Source organism: Haemophilus haemolyticus, from assembly GCF_003490935.1.
Classification (GTDB): Bacteria; Pseudomonadota; Gammaproteobacteria; order Enterobacterales; family Pasteurellaceae; genus Haemophilus; species Haemophilus haemolyticus_M.
Window position 1 is genome coordinate 364,289 of sequence record NZ_QQGD01000002.1, and the last position, 18,669, is coordinate 382,957.

At 38.4% G+C, this 18,669-nt stretch carries 16 protein-coding genes and 2 rRNA genes; 10 read left to right on the forward strand and 8 right to left on the reverse strand.

Features of this window, described 5'->3' with window-relative positions; all coding sequences use genetic code 11:
- Positions 1–211 precede the first annotated feature (211 nt).
- From DV417_RS04155 to DV417_RS04165, 3 genes are all read left to right on the forward strand, one after another.
- Positions 212–2,743, forward strand: coding sequence for a class I adenylate cyclase (locus DV417_RS04155; protein WP_118878700.1), 2,532 nt, complete (start codon positions 212–214; stop codon positions 2,741–2,743).
- Between the two features lie 129 nt (positions 2,744–2,872).
- The gene (gene cysE, locus DV417_RS04160; RefSeq protein WP_046949318.1) at positions 2,873–3,676 is read left to right on the forward strand and encodes a serine O-acetyltransferase; all 804 of its coding nucleotides are present in this window, start codon (positions 2,873–2,875) and stop codon (positions 3,674–3,676) included.
- 9 nt (positions 3,677–3,685) lie between these two features.
- Positions 3,686–4,501: a shikimate 5-dehydrogenase gene (locus DV417_RS04165; protein ID WP_118878702.1), complete on the forward strand. Its 816-nt coding sequence runs from the start codon at positions 3,686–3,688 to the stop codon at positions 4,499–4,501.
- Positions 4,502–4,533: 32 nt separating this feature from the next.
- Here DV417_RS04165 and lpxH read toward each other — a convergent pair whose 3' ends face one another.
- Positions 4,534–5,247 (reverse strand): UDP-2,3-diacylglucosamine diphosphatase, encoded by a 714-nt coding sequence (gene lpxH / locus DV417_RS04170; RefSeq protein WP_118878704.1) that lies wholly within the window; start codon positions 5,245–5,247, stop codon positions 4,534–4,536.
- 85 nt (positions 5,248–5,332) lie between these two features.
- Here lpxH and DV417_RS04175 point away from each other — a divergent pair, with 85 nt between their 5' ends.
- From DV417_RS04175 to lptD, 4 genes are all read left to right on the forward strand, one after another.
- The gene (locus DV417_RS04175) at positions 5,333–6,055 is read left to right on the forward strand and encodes a 1-acylglycerol-3-phosphate O-acyltransferase (protein WP_118878706.1); all 723 of its coding nucleotides are present in this window, start codon (positions 5,333–5,335) and stop codon (positions 6,053–6,055) included.
- A 1-nt stretch (position 6,056) separates the two neighbouring features.
- A complete protein-coding gene (locus DV417_RS04180; protein WP_118878708.1) occupies positions 6,057–7,466 on the forward strand; it encodes a multicopper oxidase domain-containing protein in 1,410 nt (469 codons plus the stop codon).
- Positions 7,467–7,530: 64 nt separating this feature from the next.
- Positions 7,531–7,998 carry a hypothetical protein gene (locus DV417_RS04185; RefSeq protein WP_005635602.1) on the forward strand — a complete coding sequence of 156 codons (468 nt, stop codon included), beginning with the start codon at positions 7,531–7,533 and terminating at the stop codon, positions 7,996–7,998.
- Positions 7,999–8,160: 162 nt separating this feature from the next.
- A complete protein-coding gene (gene lptD, locus DV417_RS04190; protein ID WP_118878710.1) occupies positions 8,161–10,506 on the forward strand; it encodes an LPS assembly protein LptD in 2,346 nt (781 codons plus the stop codon).
- A gap of 86 nt (positions 10,507–10,592) precedes the next feature.
- On the opposite strand, the gene proS is transcribed toward lptD, so the two are convergent.
- From proS to cyaY, 3 genes are all read right to left on the reverse strand, one after another.
- Positions 10,593–12,311, reverse strand: coding sequence for a proline--tRNA ligase (gene proS, locus DV417_RS04195; RefSeq protein ID WP_118878712.1), 1,719 nt, complete (start codon positions 12,309–12,311; stop codon positions 10,593–10,595).
- Between the two features lie 84 nt (positions 12,312–12,395).
- Positions 12,396–14,255 carry a DNA helicase RecQ gene (gene recQ, locus DV417_RS04200; RefSeq protein ID WP_118878714.1) on the reverse strand — a complete coding sequence of 620 codons (1,860 nt, stop codon included), beginning with the start codon at positions 14,253–14,255 and terminating at the stop codon, positions 12,396–12,398.
- 1 nt (position 14,256) lies between these two features.
- Positions 14,257–14,562 carry an iron donor protein CyaY gene (gene cyaY, locus DV417_RS04205; protein WP_118878716.1) on the reverse strand — a complete coding sequence of 102 codons (306 nt, stop codon included), beginning with the start codon at positions 14,560–14,562 and terminating at the stop codon, positions 14,257–14,259.
- A gap of 97 nt (positions 14,563–14,659) precedes the next feature.
- Here cyaY and lptM point away from each other — a divergent pair, with 97 nt between their 5' ends.
- The 3 genes from lptM (at position 14,660) to DV417_RS04220 (ending at position 16,890) form a co-directional block, all read left to right on the forward strand.
- The gene (lptM, locus tag DV417_RS04210) at positions 14,660–14,776 is read left to right on the forward strand and encodes an LPS translocon maturation chaperone LptM (RefSeq protein WP_118878718.1); all 117 of its coding nucleotides are present in this window, start codon (positions 14,660–14,662) and stop codon (positions 14,774–14,776) included.
- 44 nt (positions 14,777–14,820) lie between these two features.
- Positions 14,821–16,068, forward strand: a complete 1,248-nt coding sequence (gene lysA, locus DV417_RS04215; protein WP_118878720.1) for a diaminopimelate decarboxylase — start codon at positions 14,821–14,823, stop codon at positions 16,066–16,068.
- Between the two features lie 195 nt (positions 16,069–16,263).
- Positions 16,264–16,890 (forward strand): response regulator, encoded by a 627-nt coding sequence (locus DV417_RS04220; RefSeq protein ID WP_118878722.1) that lies wholly within the window; start codon positions 16,264–16,266, stop codon positions 16,888–16,890.
- Positions 16,891–16,954: 64 nt separating this feature from the next.
- On the opposite strand, the gene DV417_RS04225 is transcribed toward DV417_RS04220, so the two are convergent.
- From DV417_RS04225 to DV417_RS04240, 4 genes are all read right to left on the reverse strand, one after another.
- Entirely contained in the window at positions 16,955–17,395 is a 441-nt protein-coding gene (locus tag DV417_RS04225) for a DUF2489 domain-containing protein (RefSeq protein WP_118878724.1), read from the reverse strand.
- Positions 17,396–17,398: 3 nt separating this feature from the next.
- Positions 17,399–17,959: a Der GTPase-activating protein YihI gene (gene yihI / locus DV417_RS04230; protein ID WP_118878726.1), complete on the reverse strand. Its 561-nt coding sequence runs from the start codon at positions 17,957–17,959 to the stop codon at positions 17,399–17,401.
- Positions 17,960–18,134: 175 nt separating this feature from the next.
- Positions 18,135–18,250: ribosomal RNA gene (rrf, locus tag DV417_RS04235) — 5S ribosomal RNA — on the reverse strand.
- A gap of 181 nt (positions 18,251–18,431) precedes the next feature.
- Positions 18,432–18,669: ribosomal RNA gene (locus DV417_RS04240) — 23S ribosomal RNA — on the reverse strand; the annotation flags it as partial.

The window sequence follows — 18,669 nt, forward strand, 5'->3', positions numbered from 1 at the left end:
GTTAAAAAGTCATTTTGATTGTTGATATAAGAAACACCTCAGATATGAGAAATCGCATTAAAAATAAGATTTTTAGTCATTTATTTTGCGTTCTAATAATTTAAAATCTCTGATTCTTCACAAACTGTGATTTGCATCACAATTTTTTGCATTTATACTCCCTAAGTGGTAAATTGTTCGCCAATTTTTGTTGTTCTGGTAGGGACACCACGTGGAATGTAATCTAGCACAAGCAAAACAATGGGTTAGCGCTTTGGATCAACGCCGTTTTGAGCGTGCATTACAAGGTTCAGGCGATGCATTCCAACACGTTTTAGCGGTTGTTCCTTTACTTTTACACCTAAACCATCCGCAACTTCCAGGCTATGTTATTCACGCCCCCTCAGGTATTGCAAGTTTCCTCGCATCTGATTATCAAAAAAAATGGCTCACCAATGAATACGGTATTCACTATGCCGATCATAAGTCTTCAACACTCAAAAGTGCGGTAAATTTTCACGAAGTTTTACCACCAATTCTAGGCGTTTATTTAATGGGTAGCTTTGGCTCAATAAGTCAAACCTCTTCTTCAGATCTTGATACTTGGATTTGTGTCCGTGATGACCTCCCCCCAGATGAACACGCTCTTCTTATCCAAAAAACTAAACGAATTAGTGAATGGGCAATGCAATTTAATGTGGAAATTAATTTTTATTTGATGGATCAACAACGTTTCCGCAATGAACATTATGCTGACCCACTCACTGTTGAAAATAGCGGCTCTGCGCAATATATGTTGTTGCTTGATGAGTTCTATCGCTCCGCCGTACGCTTGGCAGGTAAACCTTTACTTTGGTTGCATTTATGGGTAGAAAATGAAAAAGACTATGAAAAAGAGGTCGCTCGTTTAATTACGGAAGGGGAAATTGATCCAAATGATTGGGTAGATTTCGGCGGTTTAGGACAATTTTCTGCAAATGAATATTTCGGTGCCAGCTTATGGCATCTTTATAAAGGGATTGATTCGCCTTATAAATCTGTGCTCAAAATTTTGTTGTTAGAAGCCTATTCCAAAGAATATCCAAACACTTGCTTAATTGCCCGCACTTTTAAGCGAGATTTACTTGCAGGTAATATCAATCCTGATCACCATTTTGATCCTTACATTGCCATTCTTGCAAAAGTAACCCGATATTTAACCGCACTTTCTGAATTTAAACGTTTGGATTTTGTGCGCCGTTGTTTCTATGTAAAAGCAACAGAAGATCTTGCGCGTTACCAAACTAATAATTGGCGTATTCGTTATATGGAAATCCTTGCGCAAGAATGGGGATGGTCTGCAGAAACGGTGAAACACCTCAATAAGCGTCCATTCTGGAAAATTAAGGATGTAAAAGAAAACCACGATAACATAATGAAATTTTTAATGTTGAGCTATCGCAATTTAGTGGAATTTGCGCGAAAGCATCATATTCACTCGAGCGTCGTGCCACAAGATATCAACATTCTTTCTCGTAAACTTTATACTGCTTTTGAAGAACTTCCTGGCAAAGTGTCCTTACTCAACACACAGATATCTCACAATTTATCAGAAGCACACCTGACTTTTGTGGAAGTTTGCGGCAATAAACATTTTAAAGATGGTTGGTATCTTATCAATCAACCAACGCACCATATTATGTTCTCCAAAGAACGAGTCATTGAATACGGGGAAAGCCTGAATAAATTAGTTTCTTGGGCTTATTTCAATCATTTACTCACAGAAAAAACCGAATTGTCAATTTTTAGCAAGAATGTGACTTTAAATACATTACAACGCTTTGTCACTAACTTGCGTCAGTCTTTTCCAAGCACCATCGCCAAGCAACCCAAAAACAGCGATTTATTGAACCAATGCGAAATTCGTAGCTTGTTTATTGCCATAAATCTCACCACAGATCCAACATCCAAAGTAGAAGAAGTGTTAACGGGTATTTCATCGCGAGATTTATTTAGTTTTGGATCGCTCGAACAAAGCCTTGTAGGCAGTATCGATTTTACTTATCGCAATGTGTGGAACGAAATCCGAACGCTCCATTTTGAAGGGCAAAATGCCATTTTGCTTGCACTAAAAGTGCTTTCTAACAAAATTTATCGTGGCGTTAATCGCCCAGATTCCATCCAAGTATATTGTTATAGCGAACGTTATCGCCAAGATTTACGCCAATTAGTGATGGGATTAGTCAATCGATGCGTTAGCATCCAAGTAGGTGATATTCAACAACCTTGTCAAACATCACGCTTACGCGTAGCGGGTAAAAACTGGCAATTATTTTTTGAAGATCGCGGGATTAGCTTACAAGAAATCGGAAATGAATCTGTCTGTAATGAAGCTGAAAGTGCGGTGGATTTTGACGAAGTTTTACAAACGCCAATTGAAGATGGCGAGACAAGCCAAGAAAGTCGTCGCTATCCGCCAGAAATGGATGCCTTCGCAAGTGAAGGATTCCTACAATTCTTTTTTGAAGATAATTCCGATCACAGCTTCAATGTTTACATTTTAGATGAATCTAATCGTCTCGAAATCTATCGCCACTGCGATGGTGAAAAAGATGAAAAAGTGCGGGAAATTAATCAACTTTATCAAAACGCTAAACAGGAAGGCGATAAAAATCCTTACAATATCGTTCAACGTAATTTTAACTACCCTCAATTTTATCAACTAAAAAATGGAAAAAATGGCATATCCATTGTGCCGTTTAAATTCAGCTCAATGAATAAGTAATATCCTCGTTAAAAATTATTTCTAGCCTGTTTCACTTTTGTTTTTAATAGATCTTTCCGTACATACACAAATTCAGCTATGATTAACATATATAAACGCGTAGTCTGAAAGCAGGCAACAGGAGGAAAAATGACATTAGATGTGTGGCAACATATTCGCCAAGAAGCCAAAGAACTTGCCGAAAACGAACCTATGCTTGCCAGTTTTTTTCATTCTACGATTTTAAAACATCAAAATCTGGGCGGAGCGCTAAGTTATTTGTTGGCTAACAAATTAGCCAATCCTATCATGCCGGCTATTTCTCTCCGAGAAATTATTGAGGAAGCCTATCAAGCCAATCCTTCGATCATTGATTGTGCTGCTTGCGATATTCAAGCTGTTCGCCACCGAGACCCCGCTGTGGAATTATGGTCCACTCCATTGCTTTATTTAAAAGGTTTCCATGCGATTCAAAGTTATCGAATCACCCATTATTTATGGAATCAAAATCGTAAATCCCTTGCCCTTTATCTACAAAACCAAATTTCCGTGGCTTTCGATGTCGATATTCACCCAGCGGCGAAAATTGGTCACGGCATCATGTTCGACCACGCAACAGGTATTGTTGTGGGGGAAACATCTGTAATCGAAAATGATGTTTCAATTTTGCAAGGCGTAACGCTTGGCGGTACGGGAAAAGAATCAGGCGATCGTCATCCAAAAGTACGCGAGGGTGTCATGATTGGGGCGGGAGCAAAAATTCTCGGTAATATTGAAGTGGGTAAATATGCCAAAATTGGGGCAAATTCTGTTGTGCTTCACCCTGTGCCGGAATATGCCACAGCCGCGGGTGTGCCAGCTCGTATAGTGAGTCAAGATAAAGCGGCAAAACCTGCTTTTGATATGAACCAATATTTTATCGGCATTGATGATGGAATGAATTTAAACATATAAGGAGACACCATGATCAACAAAGATACCCAACTCTGCATGTCTTTATCTGGTCGCCCGGGTAATTTCGGTACAACCTTTCACAATTATTTGTACGATAAACTAGGCTTGAATTTCATTTATAAAGCCTTCACCACGCAAGATATTGAACACGCAATCAAAGGCGTGCGAGCATTAGGTATTCGTGGTTGTGCAGTGTCAATGCCATTCAAAGAAGTTTGCATTCCGTTTTTAGATGAGATTCATCCATCAGCACAAGCTATTGAATCCGTAAACACCATCGTGAACGATAATGGCTTTTTGCATGCATATAACACTGATTATATTGCCATCGTAAAATTAATTGAAAAATATCACTTAAATAAAAATGCTAAAGTCATTGTTCATGGCAGTGGGGGTATGGCAAAAGCCGTTGTGGCGGCCTTTAAAAATTCAGGTTTTGAGAAGTTAAAAATTTACGCACGCAACGTAAAAACAGGTCAATATCTCGCCGCACTTTATGGCTACGAATACATTGATTCTTTAGAAAACCAACAGGCAGACATTTTAGTCAATGTTACGCCAATCGGCATGAAAGGGAGCAAGGAAGAAATGGATTTAGCCTTTCCAAAAGCACTCATTGATAATGCTAGTATCGCGTTTGATGTAGTGGCTATTCCTGCTGAAACACCCTTTATTCGTTATGCTCAATCACAAGGAAAACAAACCATTTCTGGCGCAGAAGTGATTGTGCTTCAGGCTGTAGAACAATTTGAACTTTACACACATCAACGCCCAAGCGATGAATTAATAGCGGAAGCTGCGGCGTTTGCTCGAACAAAATCTTAACATCAAAAGTGCGGTGATTTTTCACCGCACTTCTAATCTTTCATAAAACCAAATTCTCCGCTTTCATCCATTTTTAAAATTGATGCGTAATTTTTTCGCCAATCCCCTAATACAATTCGTGTAAATCCTGCTTGTTGATGAATCGCCTCACGGTGTGTGTGTCCGTGAATTAATAAATTTACACCAAACTCTTGTACTTTTTCTGTCGTAAAGGCTTGATTTACATCCATGATTTCCTGCGATTTGGCTTGTTTATCTTGATTACTCTTTGCTCGAATTTTCTCCGCAATTTTCACCCGCACTTTTAATGGCAAGCACAAAAACAAATGCTGCAACCATTTTTGATGAACTCTACGGCGAAATTGTTGATAAGCCTCATCATCAATGCAAAGCGTATCGCCATGACAAAGTAAGATTTTTTTATCATAAAGTGTGATCAATTGATAATCAGGTAAAAACTGAACACCTGTATCTTTCGCAAAACGTTCACCAATCAAGAAATCACGATTGCCGTGCTGAAAATAACATTGCACACCTTGATTACTTACAGACTTAATTAAATCTTTAACTTGTTGAATCAATGTAGATTGCTCGTCATCACCAATCCAAAAATCAAAAAGATCACCCAAAATGTAAAGCCGTTCAGCCTGTGGGGCAAGATTCTGCATAAAATTGACAAAAAGTGCGGTCAATTCAGGCCGATTTTCGCTTAGATGCAAATCAGAAATAAAATAGCTATGTTTCATAAAAATTCCACGATTTTTGTTTAGATTAGCACATATTGATATTGAATTTGCTATACTTTAATGAAATTTTGTATAGGACATCCTCATGTTAAAACTACTTCGAATTTTCCTCGTATTAATCTGCTGTATTCTAATTTGTGTACTGGGTACGATTTATTCTTTTATCCGCTTTAAAAATCCAAGCAACGTAGGCATTGTTGCACGTTGGTTTGGACGCTTATATCCACTTTTTGGCTTAAAAGTAGAACATCGTGTTCCTCAAAATCAAGAGCAGATTGGACGTGCCATTTATATCGGTAATCACCAAAACAATTATGATATGGTGACAATCTCTTATATGGTGCAACCTCGCACAGTAAGTGTGGGTAAAAAAAGTTTAATTTGGATTCCCTTCTTCGGCATTCTGTATTGGGTAACGGGCAATATTTTCTTGGATAGAGAAAACCGCACAAAAGCACACAGTACGATGTCGCAGCTCGCACGACGAATTAATGAAGATAATTTATCTATTTGGATGTTCCCGGAAGGCACTCGCAGTCGTGGTCGCGGTTTATTACCCTTTAAAACGGGTGCATTCCATGCGGCAATTTCAGCAGGCGTGCCGATTATTCCTGTGGTTTGCTCAACCACTCATAATAGAATTAATTTAAATCGTTGGGATAATGGCAAAGTAATTTGCGAAATAATGGAGCCAATTGATGTTTCAGGCTATACCAAAGACAATGTTCGAGATCTTGCGGCTTATTGTCATGATCTAATGGAAAAACGCATTGCCGAACTTGATGAAGAGATAGCAAAAGGAAACTAAAATGCCACGCCTTTCCCGCCGTCAATTATTAAAAACAGCTGCGATTTCTACCGCACTTTCCACCGTGCCCGCACCATTGTTAGCGGCAAGCCGTGAAAAATTAGTTGTGCCGCCACTAATCGAAGTTCGCCGCGGTCGCCCAATTGTATTAACCATGCAGGAAATGAATTATCCCCTAGATGGCTCACACAATGTGACAGTATGGGGGTTCAACGGTAATTATCTTGGCCCAACCATTAAAATCAAATCAGGTAGCTTTGCCAAACTTAATTATCATAACAATTTGCCACAATCAGTTGCCTTGTCTATTCAAGGTTTACAAGCATCAGGTGAACTGTTTGGTGGCGCAGCTAGAATACTAAAAAAAGGCGAGTCTTGGGCCCCCATCGTGCCTATTGAACAACCCGCAGCAAGCTGTTGGTATCGTTCCGCGACATTAGCCAACTCAGCCTATCAAACCTATCGAGGCTTAGCTGGAATGTGGTTAATTGAAGATGACCAAAGCTTAAAAGCGAATCTTCCCAATAAATACGGCGTAGATGACATTCCATTGATTTTACAAGACATGGAATTTAACAATGATGGTCTCCAATTATTCAAACAAAATCAACCGCACTTTGTAGGCAATCGCTTGTTGGTGAATGGTATTGAAGCACCATATTTAGATGTCGCACGGGGCTGGATTCGTTTACGTTTGCTCAATGCCTCATTAGCTCGTGCTTATGATTTACGCTTGGATAATGATCAAGAAATGCTACTTATCGCACAAGATTTAGGTTTCTTACCAAAAGCTAAATCAGTCAAATCTTTGGTTCTCTCGCCAGGAGAACGCGCAGAAATACTGGTTAATATGAATGAAATTGACAACGTATCTCTCATTAGTGGAAGTAAACGTGGCTTGTACGACAAAATGAAAAATATGTTGATCTCAAGCGATGAACTCTCTGATAACACCGTCCTTGAATTACGTGCTCAAGGACAACTATCCGCATTTAACAAACAACCGAATCTAACTTTCGAAACGGATGCACCAGCAATGTTGCAGCAAGCCGTAGTCCAAACTCGAGAATTTAATATTGATGTCACAAACGGCTTAATTAACCAAAGACGTTTTGACCCACGCAAAGTTGATGTAATAGCCCGAAAAGGAACAATTGAACGCTGGATTTTAAATGCAAGTTTACCTGTTGGATTTACTATTCAAGGTGCCAAATTTATAGTGGAAAGCCAAGGAGAACATCAATTCCAAGCAGAAGAATTAGCTTGGAAAGATACAGTTTGGGTAAAAAACAAAACTCAAATTTTAGTGAAATTTGATCAAGTATCTTCTGGCAACTACCCATTCTTATTTGGGGTATCGAATTTAATGCTAAAAGATATGGGATGCATTGGCGTACTGATGGTACAATAGCGTTAACTATCCCAAAACACTATGAATTTTAATCATTCATACTTTATTTAAAGAGGAAATCGTAATGAAAAAATCATTAACATTAGCCGTTCTTTCTTTATGCGCAGCATCATCTGTATTTGCCGCGTCCGATGTTCCACAAGAACCGCAACCAACACTTTACCTTTCAACCTATGATATGTCTGGAAAAACTCCAACGGATTTAGGTAAAAAAGATATTTCTCGTTCAGCTAAAGCACACCAACTTTGCTGGGTAGCTAATGGTAATTTTGCGAAACAAATTACTGTTACCGAAGTCTTTAAATCACCTGAAAAAACAACCTTTGCTGTATCAGAAAATCCAAATGCAGTGAAAGTTTCTGAAGATAAAAAGACCCATACAATCACAACAACTCGTGATGCATTAAACCAAGGTAAAACGGTAGTAAATTGCTGGAAATTTGATGAAAAGGATCCTAGAGGCCAATATACAATCCAAGTTCAAGTAGGTGAGATTGTTTATGACCCGTTGACATTTAACGTTGTAAAATAAGAAAAATAAAAACTCAGCTTTTGCTGAGTTTTTTAATTTTATGCAAGTAAAGTTATAGAAAATTCTAGATATATCCCATCAACAGTTTATTGAAAAATATTACTAGCCTTGAGCTTTTTCCAGTATAATCTGACCAATTTTCTGACAAATTAAAACAAGACGATGAATAAAAAACACACTTTAATTTCACTTGCTATTTTGACCGCACTTTATAGCCAACAAAGTTTGGCGGATTTACATGAACAATGTTTAATGGGCGTGCCAAAATTTAGTGGTGAAGTCGTGACGGGTGATGTGAATTCTCTGCCTGTATATATTGAAGCGGATAACGCAGAAATTAATCAGCCAAATGATGCAACCTATCAAGGTAATGTGGATTTGAAACAAGGTAATCGTCATTTGTTAGCACAATCCGTGCAAGTCAAACAATCTGGAAACCAGCCAACGCCTTTACGCATGGCTTATGTCCGCAATGGATTTGATTATAAAGATAATCAGATCAATATGTTGGGTAAAGATGCGGCGTTTAATTTAGATAGTCACGATGGTAATTTAACAAATTCAGAATATGAATTTGTCGGTCGTCAAGGTCGCGGTAAGGCTGATGATATAACATTAAGTAATAATTATCGCGTAATGAAAAACGCCACCTTTACTTCATGTTTGCAAGGTGACAATGCTTGGGCTGTAGATGCGTCAGAAATTCGTCAATACGTGAAAGAAGAATATGCTGAAATGTGGCATGCTCGCTTCAAAGTGCATGGCGTTCCCGTCTTTTATACCCCTTACTTACAATTACCCATTGGAGATCATCGTCGCTCCGGTTTATTAATTCCAAGTGCGGGAACATCTAGCCGAGATGGTCTTTGGTATGCACAACCAATTTATTGGAATATTGCACCTAATTATGATCTTACTTTTACCCCGAAATATATGTCTCGCCGTGGTTGGCAAGCAAATGGGGAATTTCGCTATTTAACCCCTATTGGCGAAGGTAAAGTGGCAGGAGAATATTTAGGTAAGGATCGTTACTCTGAATATTCTAGTGATAATCGAAAACGTCATTTGTTCTATTGGAATCACAATTCTAGCTTTTTACAAAATTGGCGTTTAAATATTGATTATACCCGAGTAAGCGATAAACGTTATTTCAGTGATTTTGAGTCCGTTTATGGTCGCAGCACTGACGGCTACGCAAACCAATATGCTCGTATAGCTTATTATCAACCAAATTATAATTTTTCTCTTTCTGCACGACAGTTCCAGATTTTCGATGAAGTGGACATCGGCCCTTATCGTGCAATGCCACAATTAGATTTCAATTATTACAAACATGATTTGGCTAATGGATGGTTAAATTTCAAATTACATTCACAAGCTGTTCGTTTTGATAATGACAGTGAATTAATGCCAACTGCATGGCGTTTCCATGCAGAGCCTAGCCTAAATTCTTTAATGTCAAATAAATACGGCAGTTTGAATATTGAAACTAAACTTTATGCGACTCGCTACGATCAGAAAAAAGGTTCAGGAAAAAATGCAGAGGACGTGCAAAAAACGGTAAATCGAGTTATTCCACAATTTAAAGTTGATTTACAAAGCGTATTAGCACGCGATACAACGTTCTTAAAAGACTATACACAAACCTTCGAACCGCACGTGCAGTATTTATATCGTCCTTACCGAAATCAAAGCAATATTGGTTCAAAACTTAATAATGAGTATTTAGGATTTGGTTACGATTCAGCCTTAGTACAGCAAGATTACTATTCGCTATTCCGTGATCGCCGTTATAGTGGTTTAGACCGAATTTCATCGGCAAATCAAGTTACCTTGGGTGGCACAACGCGTTTTTATGATATTGGTGGTGAAGAACGCTTTAATTTATCTGCAGGTCAAATTTATTACTTGAGTAATTCTCGTATTGATGAAAACCCTGCAAATAAAACCCCGACTTCATCATCAGATTGGGCATTAGAATCTAATTGGAAAATGAGTGATAAATGGCATTGGCGTGGTAGTTATCAATTTGATACTCATACCAATTCAACATCATTAGCAAATACATCTCTAGAATATAATCCTGAAAAAAATAATTTAATTCAGTTAAATTATCGATATGCGAACCAAGAATATATTGACCAAAACTTGGGTAAATCGGCTAACGCATATCAACAAGATATCCAACAAGTGGGCTTAGTTGTAGGCTGGGAAATTGCCAATAATTGGGCTGTAGTAGGGCGCTATTATCAAGATCTCGCCTTACAAAAACCAGTAGAACAATATATTGGCATCCAATATAACAGCTGTTGTTGGGCTGTTGGTGTCGGTGCTAGACGTTACGTTACAAGCCACCAAAATCAAAAGCATAATGAGGTCGTTTACGATAATAGCATTGGCGTAACCTTAGAATTAAGAGGTTTAGGCACCAATGACCATCAAAGCGGTATTCAAGAAATGCTAGAAAAAGGAAAACTACCTTATATTCGAGCATTTAGTTTGGATTAAATATAGTTCAATATAAACTTTAAATCTACAAGAAGAGCGGTTATTTTAACCGCTCTTTTGTCTCAATATACAAAATAAAATTCTGATTAGCGATTACCTAACTTTTTGTTTAAAACGCTGAGCAACTGATCTTTACTAATCATTTCTTTTTCACCGGTACGGCGGTTCTTATATTCAATTTCACCGTTCTCTAGGTTTTTCTCACCGATTACCACCATATGTGGCACGCCAATCAATTCCATGTCGGCAAACATCACTCCCGGGCGTTCTTTACGATCATCAAAAATCACATCCACACCTTGTGATTGTAAAGTGCGGTAAAGTTCTTCAGCATATTTTTGCACGGTTTCAGATTTGTGCATATTCATCGGTACAATGGCGACAGTGAACGGGGCAATTTCGTCTGATGGCCAAATAATACCGCGATCATCATGATGCTGTTCAATCGCTGAAGCTACCACACGAGTTACCCCAATACCGTAGCAGCCCATTGTCATTACAAGTGGTTTACCATCTTCGCCTTGAACGGTCGCTTTCATTGCTTCAGAGTATTTTTTACCAAGTTGGAAAATATGTCCCACTTCAATACCACGTTTGATTTGAAGCGTGCCTTTACCATCTGGGCTTGGATCGCCTTCAACAACATTACGTAAATCAAATACTTCTGGCATTGCTACATCGCGTTCCCAGTTCACATTGAAATAATGTTTTCCATCGATATTCGCACCACAGCTAAAATCAGACATTAACGCTACAGTGCGGTCAATAATTGCTGGAATATTTAAATTCACAGGGCCTAATGAACCCACGCCCGCACCAATTTTCGCTTTGATATTAGCTTCATCTGCGAACTCAAGCGGATCTGCTACTAATGGGTGTTTTTGTGCTTTGATTTCATTTAATTCATGATCACCACAAATAATCAACGCAACAAGCGGTTGGTTTTCATGGGCACCTTTTACAATCAACGTTTTCACAGTTTTAGTGATCGGTTGATTAAATTGTTCTACAAGTTCATTAATAGTTTTCGCATTTGGTGTATCAACCAATGTCATTTCTGCAGTTGGTGCTTGGCGTTCGCCGACTGCTACCGCTTCTGCCAATTCGATATTCGCGGCAAAATCCGATTCTGTTGAGAATACCACATCATCTTCACCGCTTGAAGCTAACACTTGGAATTCATGAGAAGCAGAACCACCAATAGACCCAGTATCCGCTTGTACCGCACGGAAATCTAAGCCTAAACGGTTAAAAATGTTACTGTATACTTGATACATAACATCATAGGTTTCTTGTAAACTTTCTTGTGTTGTGTGAAATGAGTACGCATCTTTCATAATAAATTCGCGCGAGCGCATTACACCAAAACGAGGACGTACTTCATCACGGAATTTCGTTTGAATTTGATATAAGTTAAGTGGAAGTTGTTTGTATGAAGAAACTTCTCGGCGGACTAAATCAGTAATCACTTCTTCGTGAGTTGGCCCAAGTACAAAGTTACGGTTTCCGCGATCTTCAAAACGAAGAAGCTCAGGGCCATATTGATCCCAACGACCAGACTCTTCCCATAACTCCGCAGGTTGCACAACTGGCATTAATACCTCAATTGCACCACCTTTGTTCATCTCTTCGCGAATAATCTTTTCTACTTTTTTCAATACGCGAATACCAGTAGGTAGCCAGTTATATAAACCTGATGCCATTGGACGAATCATACCTGCACGCAACATTAATTGGTGGCTCACTACCTGAGCATCATTTGGCGTTTCTTTAAGGGTAGAGAATAAATATTGACTTGTACGCATTGTTTAACCTTAGATTCTAAGAACTGAAAAAATTGGCGCAAGTATAACAAAAAGTGCGGTGATTTTTAACCGCACTTTCGATACTTACTCATTATTTTGCGCTTTCGCCAAAATTGCTTTATGTTCCTGAATCAATGCCATAAAAGGCTGGCCAAACCGTTCTAATTTGATAGAGCCTACGCCATTAATTTGCAGCATTTCAATATTACTTGTTGGCATATATTGTGCCATTTCTTGCAAAGTCGCATCATTAAAGACAATGTACGGTGGAATATTTTCTTTATCGGCAATTTGTTTGCGTAGGAAACGCAGGCGTGCAAATAAGTCCTTATCGTAATTTGCAACACTTTGACGTTGTGGATTATGGGCGATTTTACTTATTGAGGAAATTCGAGGCATTGCCAGTTCTAATGGTTCTTCACCTTTCAGAATCGATTTGGCACTTTCAGTAAGTTGCAATGTTGGATTTAATTCACCAATGACCTGTTGCACAAAACCCAAATGAATAAGCTGACGAATAACCGACTGCCAATGCTCTTTGCTTTTATCTTTTCCGATACCATACACTGAAAGTTTATCATGTTGGCGTTCAATAATTTTCTGATTATGCATTCCACGCAATACCGCAATCACATAATGTGCACCGAAACATTGCCCCACTCGATAAATAGTAGACATTACTTTTTGCGCATCGACTAAACCATCATATTTTTTAGGAGGATCGAGGCAAATATCACAGTTATTGCATGGTGTTTGTCGATGCTCACCAAAATAATTGAGAAGAACTAAACGGCGACAAGTCTGGCTTTCCGCAAATTCACCTATCGCTTCTAATTTATGCTGCTCAATCTGACGCTGTGGCGTTTCTGGTTTTTCTAAAAGAATTTTTTGTAACCAAGCATAATCCGCTGGCTCATAAAACAAAACGGCCTCAGCTGGTAAATCATCACGTCCTGCTCGCCCTGTTTCCTGATAGTAAGATTCAATGCTGCGAGGTAAATCAAAATGGGCAACAAACCGCACATTGGATTTATTAATCCCCATTCCAAAAGCAATGGTTGCGACGACCACTTGAACATTATCACGTTGAAAATCCTGTTGCACGCGCTCACGCAGTGCCGTTTCCATTCCAGCGTGGTAAGCAGCAGCAGAGACGCCTTTATTGCGTAAACTTTCCGCAATTCGCTCAACCTTGTTTCGGCTGTTGCAATAAATAATCCCACTCTTGCCCTTTTGAGCCAACACAAAACGAGTCAGTTGCTCCATTGGTTTATATTTTTCTTCCAAGGTATAACGAATGTTTGGTCGATCAAAACTACCAATATATTTATGCGGATTTTCCAGATTGAGGTGAGTCAAAATATCTTGGCGAGTTGCATAATCGGCTGTCGCGGTGAGCGCCATAATTGGCGCATGAGGGAAACTAGCTTTTAAACCGCCAAGCTGGGTATACTCAGGACGAAAATCATGCCCCCATTGAGAAATGCAATGTGCTTCATCAATCGCAATAAAGCTGACTCGACTATAAGAAATAAGTTGAAAGAAACTGTTCGTCATCACTTTTTCTGGCGACACATAGAGCAGTTTAAGTTGCCCAGAAATAAGCTTATTTTGTACTTGTTGCTGCTGTTCTAAAGTCTGACTAGAATTAAGAAAATCCGCCTCAATTCCATTAGCTTGCAACTGATCCACTTGATCTTTCATCAAGGAAATCAGCGGAGAAATCACTAAAGTTAAACCAGCAAAACAAAGTGCTGGAATTTGATAACAGAGCGATTTGCCATTCCCCGTTGCCATTACCACCAAAGCATCTTGTCCGTTTAATGCGGCATTGATGACTTCTTCCTGTCCTTTACGGAAAGATTGATAACCGAAAATCGATTTCAAAACAGAAAGTGCGGTCGGTTTTTCTATTATTTTTGGTGATAAAGGAGAATCAAGCATCTTAGAACTGCACGTTCTCGCCATGTGCAGCACAAGCTTCTACTAAACAATCCCAAAAACGTTTTCCATCGTTAGAAACCCAGTCGCCATTTTTAAAAGCAAAATGAAAACCACCTAATTTACTCGCAATCCAAAGCTCAAGTAATGGTTCTTGCTTGTTAATCACTATTTGTGTGCGATTATCAAAGGTGATTGTAAATACTGAACCTTGCGTTTCACAATCTACATCCACACCTTGCGCTTCTAATTCTTCTTCAATTTTTTGCCAAACTTGTTCAATATTTTGGTGAAATTCTGCAATATTCATAAAATGTTCCTGTTTAAATCTGATAGAATGCGGCAAATTATAAAGCCTTTCTTAAGCTTGTGAAAGGCGGATTTACCGATAAGTAAGAGAGAGAAAAATGAAAAAACTACTATCAATTTTAGTGCTTAGTGCAATTTGCATTGTGACAACAGGATGCGGCGTAAAAGGTCCTTTATATTTCCCAGAAAAAGAACAAGCACAACAAACCAAATAAGCGATTATCCAATTACAATCCCAAAATAAAAACAGGAACACAACATGAATTTCTTCCAATATAAAAATAATAAGCTTTATGCTGAAGATATTCCGGTTCAACAACTTGCTGAACAATTCGGTACACCTCTTTATGTATATTCTCGCGCAACACTTGAACGCCATTGGCATGCTTTTGACTCAGCCTTCGGTAATCGTCCTCACTTAATTTGCTTTGCCGTAAAATCTTGCTCGAATATCGGCGTATTAAACATCATGGCAAAACTAGGTTCAGGTTTCGATATTGTCTCGCAAGGCGAACTTGAGCGTGTACTTGCAGCGGGTGGCGATGCATCAAAAGTAGTCTTTTCGGGCGTTGCTAAATCCCGAGAAGAAATTATTCGTGCACTAGAAGTTGAAATCCGTTGCTTTAATGTAGAATCAATTTCTGAACTCAAACACATTAACCAGATCGCAGGCGAGATGGGGAAAATAGCGCCAATATCTTTACGAGTGAATCCAGATGTTGATGCGCATACACACCCTTATATCTCAACAGGATTAAAAGAAAATAAATTTGGTGTAAGCGTAAATGAGGCTCGAGAGGTATATAAATTAGCCTCAACGCTGCCAAACATAAAAATAACAGGGATGGATTGCCATATAGGCTCACAGCTCACTGAATTACAACCATTCTTAGATGCAACAGATCGATTAATTGTCCTAATGGAGCAATTAAAAGAGGATGGAATTACATTGAAACATCTCGATCTAGGCGGTGGTTTAGGGGTGACTTATACGGATGAAACGCCACCTCACCCAAGCGATTACGCAAATGCATTGTTAGAAAAACTAAAAAATTATCCTGAACTTGAAATTATTCTTGAACCGGGTAGAGCAATTTCTGCAAATGCGGGAATTTTAGTGGCCAAAGTGCAATACCTAAAAAATAATGAAAATCGTAATTTCGCAATTACCGACACAGGAATGAACGATATGATCCGCCCAGCATTGTATGAGGCTTATATGAATATCGTAGAAATTGACCGCACTTTAGCAAGAGAAAAAGCCATTTATGATGTTGTGGGACCTGTTTGCGAAACGTCAGATTTCTTAGGCAAACAACGAGAACTTTCTATTGCTGAAGGTGATTATATAGCTCAATGCTCAGCAGGCGCCTACGGAGCAAGCATGTCATCAAACTATAACTCAAGACCCCGTACTGCAGAAGTTTTAGTAGATGGAGATAAATCCTATTTAATTCGTCGTCGAGAAACCTTAAAGGAACTTTGGGCATTAGAGTCGACCATTTAATCTTTCTTATCTTAAAAGAGCGGTAAAAAATTATCTATTTTTCTACCGCTCTTTTCTATCCATAAATCAGCCTACCTCAAACAGTAAGTTTGTGAGATAAATCAAATTTTTTTCTATTCTAGATTGGCATAGAATTGAATTCTTTATAGAATATTATGTTTTTTAAAGTGGACTTTTGCCACTAAAGGGGAAATTATGCAAGAAAAACTAAAAGTTTTGTTGATTGACGACCATCCATTAATGCGTCGTGGCATTAAACAACTTGTAGAATTAGACGATAACTTTGAAGTGGTGGCTGACGTAGGCAGCGGCACAGAAGGGATTTCTGTGGCATTACAAACATCACCTGATGTGATCATTTTAGATCTCAACATGAAAGGACTTTCTGGGTTAGATACGCTCAAAGGATTACGCGCAGAAGGCGTTGATGCACGAATCTTAATTTTAACAGTATCTGATGCAAAAAATGATATTTATACTCTGATTGATGCAGGTGCAGATGGTTACTTGCTAAAAGATACGGAACCAGATACTTTGCTAGATCAAATAAAGTGCATTGCACAAGGTGAAGTCATTCTGAGTGATTCTATTAAAAATTTACTGTTAGAACGTACTCATGAAGAAAACCCATTAGACAGCCTAACTGAGCGTGAGATGGGAGTACTTCGTCAAATTGCAACTGGCTTATCAAACAAGCAAATTGCAGCACAACTGTTTATTTCAGAAGAAACTGTAAAAGTACATATCCGTAATTTATTACGCAAATTAAATGTACATTCTCGTGTTGCCGCAACCGTGTTATTTTTTGAACAAAATCGTTGAAGAAAATAATCATAAAAAATGCGCTAGGAGAGACTTAGCGCATTTTTCTTTACAGTTACAATATTTACATTAATTCAATAGATTTAATATCTTCTAATAATATATACAATTCTTTTTTAATATCTTGTTCAAATTGTACTTCTGCACTTTCTCGCTCTAAATCTAGACGCATTCTTTCTCTTTTTTCAAGCAATTTACGATCATCATGTGTAGGCATATCACACACAACTTCATATAAGTTAGCCATCGCAGGATAAGATGATAAGTTCTTACCAAAAGGCATTAATAGCATTGTAAGACGAATTACGCCTTCAGAAAGATTACATTCTCCAGCCTGCATTGTTCGCGCAATAATATCAATGCTCTCTTTTAATCGTATAACCCGACTATTCTTAGCTTTAGCAATCAATTCCTTTTGAACTTTTAACTGCTTTAATAAAAGGATTGCATATAAACTCAATCCAGTTAAAAAGAAAAGTGCAATGACAAGAAATATCCAAATCATAACTTATCTAAATTGGTTAATATCGATACGCTCGAAAGTGCGGTATAAATCATCTTCACTTTCATCTTCGTCTTCAATGCCAAGTTCTTCCATTAATTCAGAAATTCGATCTAAGCATTCATCTACAAATTGTTGATCTGGTTTACTAATAGCTTTACCTGCATCTAAAGCATCCAATAATTCATTAAGAATTTCGTTATTTTCCAAATTTTCAAGCTCTTTCATTGGATCTTGCTTTTTCACCTTTTTTATTACAGGAATTAATTGACCTTTTTCAGGCTTATTAATAAATTCAACAACCAACGGAACCTTTTTCTTACTACCGATTTTTGGATCTTTAATTTCATTTTGAAATTTATTCGCTTTTTCTTCAACCGCACTATGACGAGATCCAGAAGCCAAACCTTTATGCTTACGTTTTTTCTTATCTTCACGAGCTTTAGCGTCCAATTCATAACGTGTAAGCTTTTTACCAGAGCGCGCCTTTGTTATATCTATTTTTTTATCTACTTTTCGAATTGGCATAATATCGGTAATTCGACGTGTTTTTTTCTTACGAGCCATAAGGTATCCTTCTAAAAATTTTGCGGATTGTATCACTAGTGCGTATTTTTCTCACTAACAAACATAAACTTTATCTAAACTTATTTTGTTAAAGTATAAACACCTAAAAAACAAAAACCCCAGTCCTTCAACTGGGGTTCTTCTGTTTTTACTTAATTTAGATATGTATTTGGTAACCTGGCGGTGCCCTACTCTCACATGGGGAAGCCCCACACTACCATCGGCATTACAGCGTTTCACTTCTGAGTTCGGTATGGTGTCAGGTGGTTCCACCGCACTATCGCCGCCAGGATAATTCTTTGATAACTTGTCTTTTCTCTTTTATCTTTCGCTACTCAGCTCTTACTCGACCTTTCACTCGTTCTTATTGGCCACAAGCTGAATCTGATTTTCTTTTTATTGAGTCTTCTATATCTACTTTTCTTTGTTTAGTCTTCTCTTTCGCTCTTTTCCAAAAACACTTGAGCGTTGTATAGTTAAGCCTCTCGGGCAATTAGTATGCGTTAGCTCAATGACTCACATCACTTACACACCACACCTATCTACGTCTTAGTCTTAAACAACCCTTACTGTCTTAAAAACAGGGAGAACTCATCTCTTGGCAAGTTTCGTGCTTAGATGCTTTCAGCACTTATCTCTTCCGCACTTAGCTACCCGGCAATGCGTCTGGCGACACAACCGGAACACCAGTGGTGCGTCCACTCCGGTCC

Bases quoted from the DNA above. Each gene is read 5' to 3' on its own strand.
- cysE (WP_046949318.1), top strand. From the start codon at position 2,873: ATGACATTAGATGTGTGGCAACATATTCGCCAAGAAGCCAAAGAACTT.
- DV417_RS04165 (WP_118878702.1), top strand. From the start codon at position 3,686: ATGATCAACAAAGATACCCAACTCTGCATGTCTTTATCTGGTCGCCCG.
- lpxH (WP_118878704.1), bottom strand. From the start codon at position 5,247: ATGAAACATAGCTATTTTATTTCTGATTTGCATCTAAGCGAAAATCGG.
- DV417_RS04175 (WP_118878706.1), top strand. From the start codon at position 5,333: ATGTTAAAACTACTTCGAATTTTCCTCGTATTAATCTGCTGTATTCTA.
- DV417_RS04180 (WP_118878708.1), top strand. From the start codon at position 6,057: ATGCCACGCCTTTCCCGCCGTCAATTATTAAAAACAGCTGCGATTTCT.
- DV417_RS04185 (WP_005635602.1), top strand. From the start codon at position 7,531: ATGAAAAAATCATTAACATTAGCCGTTCTTTCTTTATGCGCAGCATCA.
- lptD (WP_118878710.1), top strand. From the start codon at position 8,161: ATGAATAAAAAACACACTTTAATTTCACTTGCTATTTTGACCGCACTT.
- proS (WP_118878712.1), bottom strand. From the start codon at position 12,311: ATGCGTACAAGTCAATATTTATTCTCTACCCTTAAAGAAACGCCAAAT.
- recQ (WP_118878714.1), bottom strand. From the start codon at position 14,255: ATGCTTGATTCTCCTTTATCACCAAAAATAATAGAAAAACCGACCGCA.
- cyaY (WP_118878716.1), bottom strand. From the start codon at position 14,562: ATGAATATTGCAGAATTTCACCAAAATATTGAACAAGTTTGGCAAAAA.
- lptM (WP_118878718.1), top strand. From the start codon at position 14,660: ATGAAAAAACTACTATCAATTTTAGTGCTTAGTGCAATTTGCATTGTG.
- lysA (WP_118878720.1), top strand. From the start codon at position 14,821: ATGAATTTCTTCCAATATAAAAATAATAAGCTTTATGCTGAAGATATT.
- DV417_RS04220 (WP_118878722.1), top strand. From the start codon at position 16,264: ATGCAAGAAAAACTAAAAGTTTTGTTGATTGACGACCATCCATTAATG.
- DV417_RS04225 (WP_118878724.1), bottom strand. From the start codon at position 17,395: ATGATTTGGATATTTCTTGTCATTGCACTTTTCTTTTTAACTGGATTG.
- yihI (WP_118878726.1), bottom strand. From the start codon at position 17,959: ATGGCTCGTAAGAAAAAAACACGTCGAATTACCGATATTATGCCAATT.